The sequence below is a fragment of the Thermopolyspora sp. NPDC052614 genome (genome assembly GCF_040678635.1).
Lineage (GTDB): Bacteria > Actinomycetota > Actinomycetes > Streptosporangiales > Streptosporangiaceae > Thermopolyspora.
The window spans coordinates 83,108-95,388 of sequence record NZ_JBFATZ010000013.1; the positions used below are offsets into that span (position 1 = coordinate 83,108).

Annotated in this window: 13 protein-coding genes and 1 pseudogene; 6 read left to right on the forward strand and 8 right to left on the reverse strand. The window is 68.3% G+C overall.

Annotation, left to right across the window (positions count from 1 at the left end; all coding sequences use genetic code 11):
* Positions 1-218 precede the first annotated feature (218 nt).
* Positions 219-809, reverse strand: coding sequence for a TetR/AcrR family transcriptional regulator (locus AB0K60_RS25575; RefSeq protein WP_364059947.1), 591 nt, complete (start codon positions 807-809; stop codon positions 219-221).
* Positions 810-887: 78 nt separating this feature from the next.
* Here AB0K60_RS25575 and AB0K60_RS25580 point away from each other — a divergent pair, with 78 nt between their 5' ends.
* Both AB0K60_RS25580 and AB0K60_RS25585 read left to right on the forward strand, forming a co-directional pair.
* The gene (locus AB0K60_RS25580; protein WP_364059950.1) at positions 888-1,640 is read left to right on the forward strand and encodes an SDR family oxidoreductase; all 753 of its coding nucleotides are present in this window, start codon (positions 888-890) and stop codon (positions 1,638-1,640) included.
* 337 nt (positions 1,641-1,977) lie between these two features.
* The gene (locus AB0K60_RS25585) at positions 1,978-2,277 is read left to right on the forward strand and encodes a 4a-hydroxytetrahydrobiopterin dehydratase (protein WP_364059953.1); all 300 of its coding nucleotides are present in this window, start codon (positions 1,978-1,980) and stop codon (positions 2,275-2,277) included.
* Positions 2,278-2,414: 137 nt separating this feature from the next.
* Here AB0K60_RS25585 and AB0K60_RS25590 read toward each other — a convergent pair whose 3' ends face one another.
* Both AB0K60_RS25590 and AB0K60_RS25595 read right to left on the reverse strand, forming a co-directional pair.
* Positions 2,415-3,083, reverse strand: a complete 669-nt coding sequence (locus tag AB0K60_RS25590; protein WP_364059956.1) for an L-2-amino-thiazoline-4-carboxylic acid hydrolase — start codon at positions 3,081-3,083, stop codon at positions 2,415-2,417.
* Between the two features lie 267 nt (positions 3,084-3,350).
* On the reverse strand, positions 3,351-3,875 hold the full coding sequence (locus AB0K60_RS25595; protein ID WP_364060303.1) for an ATP-binding protein: 525 nt from the start codon (positions 3,873-3,875) through the stop codon (positions 3,351-3,353).
* Between the two features lie 275 nt (positions 3,876-4,150).
* Here AB0K60_RS25595 and AB0K60_RS25600 point away from each other — a divergent pair, with 275 nt between their 5' ends.
* Complete coding sequence (locus AB0K60_RS25600; protein WP_364059959.1) at positions 4,151-4,981, forward strand: helix-turn-helix transcriptional regulator; 831 nt, start codon at positions 4,151-4,153, stop codon at positions 4,979-4,981.
* 24 nt (positions 4,982-5,005) lie between these two features.
* Positions 5,006-5,233, forward strand: coding sequence for a DUF397 domain-containing protein (locus AB0K60_RS25605; RefSeq protein ID WP_364059962.1), 228 nt, complete (start codon positions 5,006-5,008; stop codon positions 5,231-5,233).
* Between the two features lie 430 nt (positions 5,234-5,663).
* Here the strand turns inward: AB0K60_RS25605 and AB0K60_RS25610 are convergent, their stop codons facing one another.
* Positions 5,664-6,650, reverse strand: coding sequence for an ABC transporter substrate-binding protein (locus tag AB0K60_RS25610; protein ID WP_364059965.1), 987 nt, complete (start codon positions 6,648-6,650; stop codon positions 5,664-5,666).
* Positions 6,651-6,925: 275 nt separating this feature from the next.
* On the opposite strand from AB0K60_RS25610, the pseudogene panD reads away from it, so the two are divergent.
* A pseudogene (gene panD / locus AB0K60_RS25615) lies at positions 6,926-7,312 on the forward strand (aspartate 1-decarboxylase); the annotation flags it as partial.
* A 151-nt stretch (positions 7,313-7,463) separates the two neighbouring features.
* Here panD and AB0K60_RS25620 read toward each other — a convergent pair.
* Both AB0K60_RS25620 and AB0K60_RS25625 read right to left on the reverse strand, forming a co-directional pair.
* On the reverse strand, positions 7,464-7,643 hold the full coding sequence (locus tag AB0K60_RS25620) for a hypothetical protein (RefSeq protein ID WP_364059968.1): 180 nt from the start codon (positions 7,641-7,643) through the stop codon (positions 7,464-7,466).
* A gap of 96 nt (positions 7,644-7,739) precedes the next feature.
* Entirely contained in the window at positions 7,740-8,687 is a 948-nt protein-coding gene (locus AB0K60_RS25625; RefSeq protein ID WP_364059971.1) for a methionyl-tRNA formyltransferase, read from the reverse strand.
* A 96-nt stretch (positions 8,688-8,783) separates the two neighbouring features.
* Between AB0K60_RS25625 and AB0K60_RS25630 the strand changes: the two genes are divergently transcribed.
* On the forward strand, positions 8,784-10,127 hold the full coding sequence (locus AB0K60_RS25630) for a SidA/IucD/PvdA family monooxygenase (protein WP_364059974.1): 1,344 nt from the start codon (positions 8,784-8,786) through the stop codon (positions 10,125-10,127).
* A 66-nt stretch (positions 10,128-10,193) separates the two neighbouring features.
* On the opposite strand, the gene nfi is transcribed toward AB0K60_RS25630, so the two are convergent.
* Positions 10,194-10,892 carry a deoxyribonuclease V gene (gene nfi / locus AB0K60_RS25635; protein ID WP_364059977.1) on the reverse strand — a complete coding sequence of 233 codons (699 nt, stop codon included), beginning with the start codon at positions 10,890-10,892 and terminating at the stop codon, positions 10,194-10,196.
* Positions 10,893-11,036: 144 nt separating this feature from the next.
* Positions 11,037-12,278, reverse strand: a complete 1,242-nt coding sequence (locus tag AB0K60_RS25640) for a Dyp-type peroxidase (RefSeq protein WP_364059980.1) — start codon at positions 12,276-12,278, stop codon at positions 11,037-11,039.
* Positions 12,279-12,281: the final 3 nt, after the last annotated feature.

Genomic DNA, 12,281 nt, shown 5'->3' on the forward strand with positions numbered 1-12,281 from the left:
ACAGAGCACGCCTCCGGCAGGTCACACCTCACTCGACCCGCTGATCGCGCTCCTGCCCAGGGGCGCCGAGGCACCGCTGGTGACGGCGTTGCGCGAGAGCCGACCCGCATCCCGGGGGTTCGAGCACGGTCCCCAGACCAGCATCTCCGGCACCACCCCATCCGGCGCTCCGGCGAGTACGCCCGCCGATCCGGCAGGGAGTTGACCGGGCACGACGCTCAGGGCCACGCGGCCAGCGCGATTTTCGTGACGCGTTCGAGTTCGGCCCTGGGCACCCCGTCACGGGCGGCCTGCGCCATTCCGCTCAACACCGACATCGTGTAGCGGGCCAACGCCTCCGCGTCGGTGTCGGCGGGCAGCTCACCGGCGGCGATGTCGGCCCGGATCTTGTCGGTGAACGCGGCGAACTTGGCCTGGCGAATGCGCCGTACCGCCGCCAGGACCTCCTCATCGGCCGTGCCGACGTCCCCGGTGACGATCAGACATCCGGCGGGCAGCCCACGACGCGTGTAGCAGGCGGGGGCCTCGGCGAACGCGCGAGCGGCCGCCTGCTTGGCGGTGGGCTCCTCGGCGAGGGCGGCATCGATGAACCCGCCGTACTCCTGGTCGTACACGCTGATGGCCTCGGCGAACAGCCGCCGCTTGTCGCCGAAGGCGTTGTAGAGGCTCGGAGCGCCGATGCCGAGCTCCTCGGTGAGGTCCCGCACCGAGGTGGCCTCGTAGCCGTTGCGCCAGAACAGCCGGATCGCCTTGTCCAGCACCGCGTCCCGGTCGAAGGAGCGGGGACGTCCCCGCGTCGTCGAGGCCACGAAAACATTTTAGAGCGGTCGTTAGACATTGTGCTATCGTCCATTTTTGTAACGATCGCTCAAGAATGGATGTCGACGATGAGCCCATTGGCAGGCAAGACGGCGCTGGTGACCGGTGCGGGACGAGGGATCGGCCGCGCGATCGCGCTTCGGCTGGCCCGCGACGGCGCCCGGGTCGGTGTGCACTACGGCAGCAGCGCCGAGGCCGCCGAGCAGACCGTCAAGACGATCATCAACGACGGCGGCCAGGCCTTCGCCCTCCAGGCCCGGCTCGGCGTCCCCGGCGACGCCGACGCGGTGTGGACGGCGTTCGACGAGCACGCCGACGGCCTGGACATTTTGGTCAACAACGCCGGCGTACTGGGCGGCCGCATCCCCTTCGCCGAGGTCACCGAGGCGACCTACGACGAGGTCTTCACCATCAACACCAAGGCGCCGTTCTTCATCGTCCAGCGCGGCCTGTCCCGCCTCCGCGACGGCGGCCGGATCATCAACATCTCCACCCGGTTCACCCACGGCTCACGCATCCCCGAGCTGATGGCGTACGCGATGTCAAAGGCCGCGCTCGACTCGCTGACCGCCACCCTCGCCAAGGAACTCGGCCCGCGCGGCATCACGGTCAACGCCGTCGGCCCCGGCCCGACCAACACCGACATGAACGCCTCGCGCCTCGCCACCGAGGAGGGCCGCGCCGCGATCGCCGCCCTGTCCCCGCTGAACCGGGTCGCCCAACCGGAAGACATCGCGGACATCGTCGCCTTCCTCGCCTCCGACGACGCGCGATGGGTGTCCGGCCACTGGATCGACGCGAGCGGCGGTTCCATGCTCTGACGCCGATCCCGGCCCACATCATCGGCTTCGCGATCTTCACCCAGGGTACGAGCGAGGAGCGCGCCAGAGGCGGCTCGGCGTGACAACGGCGTGTTCTGGGCGCGGCAGGCCGCCGCCCTTGCCGCCGTTTCGGAGCCGGAGCGAGTGGTCCAGATCGCGTCCGCCACGGCGGCGGTCGTCACCGACACGGGGTCGGCCCGGGTGCGCCGCGCGCTGAGGGCTGTGGCCAAGCAGGCGGCCACATGGGGCAAAAGCGCAACGGCACCGCGAACTGGATGAGATCCTTACGGCGATTGTCTGATCAACCATCCGAGAGGCGTACATGTCTCCTCAGCCGTTGACCGACGACGAAATCACCGACCGCCTCGCCGCCCTGCCGGGGTGGGAGCGGGACCGAGACGCGATCACGCGGACGTTCACGCACACCTACCACGAGTGCGTGCACCTGGCGATGTACGTGGCGGCCAAAGCCCGCGAGGTCGGCCACCACCCTGATATGCACATCACCTGGCAGCGGATCCGGTTCGTGATCACTACCCACGACGCCGGGCACCGGATCACGGTGAAGGACTTCGAGCTCGCGAGGCATATCGACGCGATCGCGGCCGGTCATGGAGCCACGCCTGTTGCGGGGTGACCGTCGAGGCCGCCGGTTCGCCAGGGCGTCCTGGTTCAGCACTTCCACGACGGGGCTGACCCGGCGTAGCCGCAGGGTCAGCCCCGGTAGGCCCATACTGACGCCGCCGCGCCTCCGGGTCGACGCGGTGGCCGACGTCAGCGTTCGCGCGTACGGCGGAACCGGAACGGGCAGGTGGACCCACCCGTGCCGATCGTGGCCGGACGTTCGAAGGTGAACCCGTGCCGATCCGGCTCAATGCCGTTGATCCAGTTGGCGTCGAAGTCACACATGATCGGCATGAGATGCGCGGCGCCGTTCGCCACCAACACATCGTTGTAGAAGCACCGCTGCACCAGCGCGGTGTAGCGATCCTGCTCGTCCTCCGGATGCGTGAACACGAAGGCGGCACCGAAGAAGTCCCGCTCGCGCCGCCTGCTGATGTCCACCATCGTGGCGAAGGGGTCCGGCGACGCGTCCAGCGCGGCCCTGGTGGCGTCCGTGATCATCGGGCCGAACGGCTCGATGAAGGCGGTCCGGATCAGCGGAAGCGACTCGTCGTCGCCCATCAGGGCGGCCAACTCCCGATAGGCGGCGAGGACCGCGAGGGTCAGCGCGAGATTGTGCCGGGACGCCTCATCGACGAACCAATGCCCCTGCTCCGCCACCAAACGCTCATGCCGCGCCCGGATTCGGGAAATCAGGCCGTCATCCTGCGGCAGCGCGTCGGCCAAGGCGGTGAAGAACGCCTCGATGAGAGCCTGATTCTCGGCCTCCGGATCCGGCCGATACTCCCCGAGGTCGGCGAAGCCGTACTGGTCACCCATGGTTCTCTCCTGGTCGAGTCGGGTCCCGGCACGAACCCACGACGACGCAGAACCCACGGCGGAACGCGGCCGGGCCCATGCCAGGACGGGCTCGGCCAGCGCGCTCCACCAACCACCATGGCGCTGACCTGACGTATGCAATTGACCCCGCCATGATCGGTCAAACCGACCAACCGGGTCAAGCCCGCTATAGGTCCACACTTCACTGCACAATGCCAACAACGACCTCGTACAGCTCGGAGTCGGCACTGCCAAAGAGCTGCTTACCTACCCAAAAGGTTGGTTCGCTCCCTGCGGCAGCTCCAGTTGGAACCAGACGACCGTGCTGCCGGTCGTCTCCCGGTGAAAACCCCACCGGGTGGCCAGCATGTTGACCAGATCCAGCCCTCGCCCGCCCGACTCGTCGTCGGCCGCGTTTCGCCGACGCGGAATCTTCGTTGAACCGTGGTCCCGCACGGCGACCAGCACCCCGCCGTCGAAAAGAAGCACCGAGACGCAGAACTCGCGCTCCACCGCATGCCGCACCACGTTCCCGGCCAGTTCACTCGTGAGCAGGACCGCGTCGTCCACACGGGGATGCCCGTCCCCGAGCAGTTCTGCGACGAACGCTCGGGCGGGCTTCACCTGCGCCGCCACCGCCTTGAACCGCCGCGTGAACATGGGCGCGGCCGAGAGCACGTCCAGCGCGAACAACTGCCACCGCGGGTCCGACTCCTGCGCCTGCCTGGTCTTGCCGTGACGGAACAGCCCGGCGATGCCTCCGAAGACGACCGTCAATGCCCGCGAAACCATCACGATCACGATCCGCCCCTTCCGTTTGCGTCTGATTCGGCCGTCCCGCACCGGTGGCTGGTCGCTACAGCAGCGCAGCTACCGAGACAGGAGCCCATATCGGAATAAGTTCGACAAACTAGACACTAAGAGTGTCCGCTTGACTTCAATGAGTAGCAGAAGTCATGCAATCTCGCATGGCGTTCTTATGAACAGTGCGTGGCAGCACAGACAGCGAGGGCGATAGGCTATGGCATCATCGTGACGAGGTGATTACTTTGAGTGCGAAACGAGGTATGACTCTTCGCGCCCAGTGGCTCGGGCGAGAGCTGAGACGACTCCGAGAGGCCAACGGACTGCGACTGAAAGAGGTGGGCGAGTACCTTCAGCGCGACGGAGCCACGGTGGGACGCTTCGAGGTCGGCCTCTATCCCGCGCGAACGCAAGACGTGCGTGCCCTGCTGGACCTCTATGGCGTAGACGATGAACGACGGCGTGCGACGTTGATCAAAATCGCGGGCGAAGTGTGGCAAACCGACTGGTGGGACTCATATTCGGATGACCTGGACAAGCGGGTTATCGACTATGCGTGGGTCGAGTCACGTGCTCGACGGATCAGTTCCTATGACGCTTTGGTCGTACCGGGCTTGCTGCAGACCGTCGGATACATGGAGGCGCTGATACAAGACGAGGAAAGAAGCGGAAGCGCATCCACCAGCGGCGCGGAGTTCCGGCTGCGACGCCAGGAAATTTTGCTCGGGCCGGAACCTCCCCACATTGAGGCACTCATAGATGAAGGGCTGCTTCAGCGGGCTCCTGGTGGGCGGGCTGTGCTGCGTGAACAGCTTGAACACTTGGTCAAGCTCGCGCACCGCCCCACCATCGACCTCCGCGTTCTGCCTTTTTCCGCCACCGGAAGCGCCAGCCTGTACGGGTCGTTCCGCATCTTCGAGATGTCGGAGCCCTATCCGGATGTGGGATACGTGGAGACCCCGGTCGGAGGGCTATATGTCGAAACGGATGGTGTTGAGCGTCTTAAGATGAAGTTTAATCGTATACGCCGGGGCTCATGTGACTCGGCTGAGTCGATAGAACTGATCGAGGCAGCCCTGAGCAGACTGGGTTGACCGCGCAGAGAGGCCGGGAGAGCAGTGTCTGAAGAGAGGGAGCGGTCTCCACTCGCCGCATGGCACATCAGCAGCTTCAGCCCCGACGTAGGCAGCAACTGCGTGGAGGCCGGCCCGCTTCTCGATGGTTCGGACCGCATCGCCGTACGGCACAGCCGCCATCCCGACGGCCCGTTGATCATTTACACGCGGGCTGAGTGGGACGCCTTCCTGGCCGGGGTCCGCAACGACGAGTTTGACTTCCGCGATTGAGCGCACCACTCCGAATTCCGCTGAAGCACGGTTGCCACGCTCAGTTCCGCGTACCGCCGACCATTCACCTCGGCATGTGACGCGGCGTCCTCCGGCCGGCTAAGGGGTGCCTGTACGTCGGGCTTCCGGTGTTCAGTCGGCACCCGGGCGATCCGACGAAGCCGTCGCGGACCCCCACACCGTAGATGCGGCTCGGCGGCGGGAATACGTGCCCCCACGATGTCTTCGGTGGAGGATGCCACCGCGCCGACGTACCAGGTCGGCCCAGGTCGGTGTGGCGGTGTGTGGGTCGAAGGCGCGCAGGGGCGGCGCTCGCCGGATTGTCAGGGTTGGGAAGGCGGGGAGCGTACGCCGTCCACCTGCGCGTGGCGACGGTGCGCAGGTGGACGGTCCCCCGAAGCGGCGTACGCGAGAGTGGCCTGCGGGGCGGTCAGGTGATGTTGGAGAGGTCGGCGACCTTGGTGGTGGGGTCGTTGTCGGCGGCGTTGGCCAACTGCGGGACGAGGACGTCGAGGGCGTACAGGAGGGCGTTGGGGCCGCTGTAGGAGAGGGCGCCGCCGAGGGGGGTGGAGAAGCTGGTGTAGATGGTGCGGTCGGACTTGACGACGTCGAGGCGGGAGAAGACGGGGGATTTGAGCATGGCGTCCTTGGTGGCGCCGTTGACGAAGAGGATGTCGCGGTCGAGGAGGTCGAGGCGTTCCTCGCTGATGGCGTCCTTCTCCTCCTGGGCCGCGAAGCCGAGGGCGTCGAACAGGGCGCGGCGGGGGTCCTTGGCCGGGATGAGCCAGTGTTCGCCGTTCTCGGGGCCGTAGTCGACGACGAGGACCTTGTCGGCGAACGCGGGGTTGGCCTTCTTCGCCTCCTCGATGCGGTTGTTGACCTTGTCGACGAGGGCCTGCGCCTCGGCGGACTTGCCGAGGGCCTTGCCGGTGAGGAGGGTCTGCTGGTCCCAGGGGGTTTGCTCGTCGGGGTACGCGGCGGGCTGCACGACCGTGGGGGCGATCTGGGAGAGCTTGTCGTAGGTCTCCTTGTTGATCGTTTCGTAGATCGCGAGGATCAGGTCGGGCCGCTGCTTGATGATGGCCTCGTAGTTGATCTCGGCCGAGAAGGTGGGCAGCGGCTTGCCGCCGGTGGCCTGCTTGACCCACGGGAAGGTGTTGTACTCGTCGAACCACTGGCGGGTGGCGACCGGCACGACGCCGAGGGCCAGGACGAAGTCCTGGTCGTTCCAGCCGACGGTGACGACGCGGGTGGGGGCGGACGGGATCGTGGTGGTGCCGTGCTTGTGTTCGATGGTGACGGGGAAGGCCGCGTCGGCGGTCTTCGCCTGCGTCGCCTGGGTGGCCGGGGTCTCGGCGGTGGACGAGCAGGCGGCGGAGACCGCGAGCAGGATGCCGGCCGCGACCAGCGCCGCCACGCGTCCTACCAGCGACGATGTTCTTAATGGACGGGCCGGGTCGGGACGGGACATAGGTGCTCCTTAGTCGTTGGGGTCTCGGGGGGCTGCCGTATGCTTCGAGATGGATACGGATGGTTGGTTAGGTTTGCCTAACTTGTGCTGGAAGAGGTGGATCTCCGACAGGAAGGCAAGTTAGGTTAGCCTTACTTTACTTGGCCATGCCGGTACGGCCAGGCCCGGGGCGGCGGTCCGATGCCGGCGAGTGCGTCGACAACTCCCATGGAGGTCATGACATGCAGCGCGCCCTGCTCGGCGGCAAGATCCATCGGGCCACCGTGACCCAGGCGGACCTGCACTACGTGGGCTCGATCACCATCGACCGGACCCTCCTGGAAGCCGCCGACATCGTCGAGAACGAACTGGTTCACGTCGTGGACATCGACAACGGCGCGCGGTTGACCACCTACGTGATCGAGGGCGAGGCGGGCTCGGGCGTCATCGGCATCAACGGGGCCGCCGCCCGCCTCGTGTCGCCGGGCGACAAGATCATCATCATGTCCTTCAGGCAGGTGGACGAGAGCGACGTGAAGTCGCACGTGCCGCGCGTGGTGCATGTCGATGACCGCAATCGCATCGTCGAACTCGGGACCGATTCGGCCGCTCCCGTTCCCGGGGCCGCGGATCAGCGGCCGGGCCGTACGGTGGAGGGCCGCACAGGGGAAGACCGCGCAGAGGAGGGCCGTGCCGTGGAGGCGGAGGGCGGGCTGCAGGCCCTGGTGGAGAACCCGGCCTGACCGGCGCGTTCGGGCTTCGCCGCCGGGTCGGGCGGCGTCACCGCGCCCACCCTCCCGCCTCGCCCCTCGGGGCGTCGTCGGCGGGCGGGCGCGGAGGCCCGAGGTACAGACGAAGGTCGATCGCCTGCCCGCGGCAGTCGGTGATGAGGTAATCGACCGGAATGTCCGTGCCGTCGGCGCGCGGATCGGCGCCGGAGGGCTCGCTTGCGTGGGCCATGTCGCCGTGAACTCCTGTCATGGTCGGAGACGGGCATCAGGGAAATCGGGTGCCGGACGGGGACGAGATGCCGGGGAAGGCGGGGCGTGGCCGCGCTCAGGGATGCCGGGTGAGGTAGCCGCCCATCACGCGGAAGTAGTCGGTCGCGGCGTGCTCGGCTCCGTCGTCGGTGCGCACCCGCTTCACGAGCAGGCCGTGCCGCCGCCCGCTGCGCGCGTCCGCGCCCGCCACCACGACCACGCCGTCGTCCTCGCGGATGAAGATCCGCCCCGGCGTGCCGCCGTACCGGCCCCGAGACACCGCCGCCTCGATGATCCGCACCCGTTCGCCCCGGTGGTACGTGAACGCGTTGGGGTACGGATCCGACTGCGCCCGCACCAGCCGCTCCAGGTCCTCGGCCGGCCAGGCCCAGTCGATCCGGCTGTCCTCGATCGAGCGCTTGTGGAAGAAGCTGGCCCGGGAGCGATCCTGCGGGATCCACCGCGCCCGGCCGGACGCGATCAGGTCCAGCGACTCGCGCACGATCGGCTCGATCAGATCGACGGTCCGGTGGAACAGGTCGGTCGCCGTGTCCCGCGGCCCCACCGGCACGGCCCGCTGCACGAGGATGTCGCCCGCGTCCAGCTCGGCGTTCATGCGATGCGCGGTCACGCCCACGTGCCGCTCGCCGTTGATGAGGGCCCAGATCAGCGGGGAGAAGCCCGCGTACGCCGGGAGCAGCGAGTCGTGCACGTTGAGCGTGCCGTGCGGCGGCAGGTCGAAGATCTCCGGTGGCAGCCAGGTGCGCCAGTTGTTCGCGACGATGATGTCGGGGGCGGTCCCCCGCAACGCCGCGCGCAGCTCGGGATCGTCCGGGCGGTTGCGCAGCAGCACGGGCACGTCGTGCTTCTCGGCCAGGTCGGCGACCGAATCGTCCCAAATCTTCTCGTACGCGTGATCGCTCTTGGGATGAGTGACCACGAGGACCACCTCATGGCCGGAGTCCAGCAGGGCCTGCAGGGTGCGATGCCCCCAGGTCTGATAGCCGAACATGGCGACCCGCATAGGGATCCTCCTCGCGTACAGGGTCATTCCAAGAGGCGTTGCAAGGTTAGGCTAACCTTATTTAGGGTATCCTGAATAGAGGAGGGCGATGCCGCGGTGAACACCCTGCGCAACGGGCCGGACCGGATTCACGACGTACTGGGGATCGGCTTCGGGCCGTCGAATCTCGCGCTGGCGATTGCCATTGAGGAGCACAACCGGGCCGTTCCCGACGCCGAACGGCTCAGCGTCTGTTTTCTAGAGAAACAACCGCGCTTCGGCTGGCACCGGGGAATGCTGATCGACAACGCGACCATGCAGGTGTCCTTCGCCAAGGATCTGGTCACCCTGCGTAATCCGGCCAGCGACTTCAGCTTTCTGTGTTATTTGCAGGACCGCGGCCGGCTGGTGGACTTCCTGAATCAAAAGACGTTGTTCCCGCTGCGCGTCGAGTTCCACGACTACTTCGAATGGGCCGCCGACCGCATGCGGCACCTGGTGGAGTACTCCGCCGAGGTGATCGCCGTCGAGCCGGTGACCGACGAGGACGGCGTCGTGATCATGTTCGACGTGATCGCCCGCGACCCGCACGACCCCTCGCGCACCCTCGTACGGCGCGCCCGCAACCTGTCGGTCGCCGTCGGCCTGGAACCCCACCTGCCGCCGGACACCATCGTGTCCGACCGCGTCTGGCACAACAGCGAGCTCATCCCGCGCATCGCCGAGCTGACCGCGGGCGGCGAGCGGGTGCGCCGCGCGGTCGTGCTCGGCGCCGGGCAGAGCGCCGCGGAGGCCGCCGAGTACCTCCACCGCACCTTCGCCGACGCCGAGATCTGCGCGGTCTTCGCCAAGTACGGCTACACCCCGGCCGACGACAGCCCGTTCGCCAACAGGATCTTCGACCCGGACGCGGTGGACCTCTACTACAACGCCCCGCCCCACGTGAAGCGGTCGCTGATGGACTACCACCGCGGCACCAACTACTCCGCCGTCGACATCGACCTGATCGAATCGCTCTACTCCACCAGGTACCGAGAGCTCGTCGAGGGCCGCGAGCGGCTGCGCCTGATGAACGCCTCCCACATCACCGACGTACGGGACGGCGAGGACCACGTCGAGGTGTCCGTGGAGCACCAGCCGACCGGGCGGCGGGAGGTCCTCGACGCCGACCTGCTCGTGTACGCCACCGGCTACCGCCCAATCGACGTCGGCATGCTGCTCGGCGAGGCGGCCAAGCTCTGCCTGCGCGACGAGGAGGACGCCATCCGCGTCGGCCGCGATCACCGCGTCGAGACGGTCCCCCAGGTCACCGCGGGCATCTACCTGCAGGGCGCGACCGAGCACAGCCACGGCCTCAGCTCGACGCTGCTGTCCACCACGGCCATCCGCGCCGGCGAGATCCGCGACTCCCTGCTCGCCCGTCTCCACGAACCCGCGCGGGCTACCCGGGCGCGTACGTGAGGCACTCCGCCGCATCATGCCGCGGACCGACCTCGATGCCCCGAGCCTCGTACTCGAACCGGGCTGCTACGCCTGCTGCGCCAGATGGGCGGCGAGGACCTGACGGGAGAGGCGGTCGGAGCGGCGGGTGGTCTCCGGCAGGCGATAGTCAGGAGACAGGCGGAGCGCGAGCGCGGTCGCCGCGTCGAGGGACATGCGGTGGCCGACCGAGACGAACACGGGCTTGACCCCGGTCTGGGTACGCACGGCCCTGCCGACGACCTCGCCGCCGTCGCGCACCGGGGTCCAGGAGCCGCGCGGCCGTTCGGGCTCGGCGTACTCCCCGACCAGCGACTGCTTGGCGATCCCGATCGCCGGGAGATCGGTCAGCACGCCCAGATGGCAGGCGAGCCCGAACCGGCGGGGGTGCGCGATGCCCTGCCCATCGCAAACGAGCAGGTCGGGGTCGGTGGTGAGGCGTTCGAGCGCGGTGACGAGCGTGGGCAGCTCACGGAACGCGAACAGGCCGGGAATATACGGAAACGCGGCCCGCCCGACCGCCGACACGCTCTCCACGACCGCGAGGGTGTCGGCGTCGAGCACGACCACGGCCGCCGCGAGCCGGTCGTCGTCCTTGGCGTACGCGACGTCCAGCCCGGCGATCAGCCGAAGCGGCGGCGCGGGCGACCCGTCGGCCTCCACCCGCACCAGCGGCCGAAGCCGATCCTGAACGGCCTCGGCCTCCTCCCGACCGCTCGGCCAGGCGTGCGGCACGCTCACCCGCATCCCGAGCCCTCCCTGCCTCCTCGGAGAACGATCGCTCCGATTCTGCCGACGTCCCGACCCCACCGCATCGCCATTACACGCGGGGCCGGGCCGCCGAACCCCGGTTAACGGATGCGCATCGCCTGACGTGGCGAGACGCCGAAATCAAGCCAGGAGGCCCTCACCGATCCAACCGTCCTCGCCGCACCCGGGCGGAATGGCGAAGACGGCCGAGCCGATGGGAGTGGTCCACTCATTGAGCAAATCGGCCTCCGCCAGACTCCGCTGGATGGGGAGGAACTGGCGGGTGACGTCGGCCTGGTAGGAGGCGAAGATCAGGCCGCTGTCGGCGTGGCCCTTCTCCGACAGGCCGTCGTCATAGTTGTACGGCCGCCGCAGAATGCGCATCCCCGGATCCTTGATGTGTGCCCGGCGGATGTGGGCGTACTCGCCGATGACCAGCAGGCCGGACGCGTTCGTCTTGTCGAAGTCGGGTTCGTCATGCTCGGCGTCGCCGGTCAGCGGCGCCCCGTCGGACAGCCGACGGCCGATCGTGAACTCCCTGGCCACCGGATCGACCTGGTCCCAAATCTCCATCTCGATCCGGATCCGGCGTACGACCAGGGTGGTGCCACCGCGAAACCATTCCGGCCCGTCGGCCGCCCAGACCGCGCGCTCGAAGTCGGCCGAGCCCGGCTGCGGGTTGACGGTGCCGTCGAGCTGGCCCATCAGGTTGCGCTGGGTCAGCGTCGCCGCCTGGACGTGCGGCGGGCGGCGGAACCCCCGCTGGATCCAGCGGACCTTGCCGAACGTGCGGGCGTCCTTCACCGTCATGCGCAGGGCATGGGCGAGGGTCACCGCGTCGTCGCAGCAGAGCTGGATCAGCAGGTCACCGCCGCTCCACCGGTCCTGAAGGCGGTCGATCCGAAAGGCGGGCAGGTCCGCCACGGAGTCGGGCCGATCCTTCTCCTTCCCCGCCGCCTTGAACAGGCCGGGGCCGAAGCCGAAGGTGACCGTCAGCCGGGCCGGGAACTCGGCCAGGTGCGGCTCGGTGTCGGCGAGCGCGCCCGCGCCCGAGGTGAGCCGCCGGGCATCGTCGGTGAGCAGCCGCATCATGCGGGCGACGGCGTCGCGTTTGATCCCGGAGTTCAGGTCAAACGCGACGAAGGCCGCGTACGTCTGCGGCAGCGTCGCCACTCCGGCCTGGTGCGGGCCGTGGAACGGCTCCACGGCCTTGCCGGAGGGGATGTCGGCCGGGGTCGCCGCGCCTTTCGCGGAGGTCGGGGCCGCCTCGGCGGGCGCGCTCGCCGCCTTGCCAGGCGTACAGGCGGCAAGCGCGCCGACGGCCGTGACGGCGCCACCGGTGAGCAGGCTCCGCCGGCTCAGCCGGGAGGTGGGCTCAGCCATCAC

Bases quoted from the DNA above. Each gene is read 5' to 3' on its own strand.
- AB0K60_RS25580 (WP_364059950.1), top strand. From the start codon at position 888: ATGAGCCCATTGGCAGGCAAGACGGCGCTGGTGACCGGTGCGGGACGA.
- AB0K60_RS25590 (WP_364059956.1), bottom strand. From the start codon at position 3,083: ATGGGTGACCAGTACGGCTTCGCCGACCTCGGGGAGTATCGGCCGGAT.
- AB0K60_RS25595 (WP_364060303.1), bottom strand. From the start codon at position 3,875: ATGGTTTCGCGGGCATTGACGGTCGTCTTCGGAGGCATCGCCGGGCTG.
- AB0K60_RS25600 (WP_364059959.1), top strand. From the start codon at position 4,151: ATGACTCTTCGCGCCCAGTGGCTCGGGCGAGAGCTGAGACGACTCCGA.
- AB0K60_RS25620 (WP_364059968.1), bottom strand. From the start codon at position 7,643: ATGGCCCACGCAAGCGAGCCCTCCGGCGCCGATCCGCGCGCCGACGGC.
- AB0K60_RS25625 (WP_364059971.1), bottom strand. From the start codon at position 8,687: ATGCGGGTCGCCATGTTCGGCTATCAGACCTGGGGGCATCGCACCCTG.
- nfi (WP_364059977.1), bottom strand. From the start codon at position 10,892: ATGCGGGTGAGCGTGCCGCACGCCTGGCCGAGCGGTCGGGAGGAGGCC.
- AB0K60_RS25640 (WP_364059980.1), bottom strand. From the start codon at position 12,278: ATGGCTGAGCCCACCTCCCGGCTGAGCCGGCGGAGCCTGCTCACCGGT.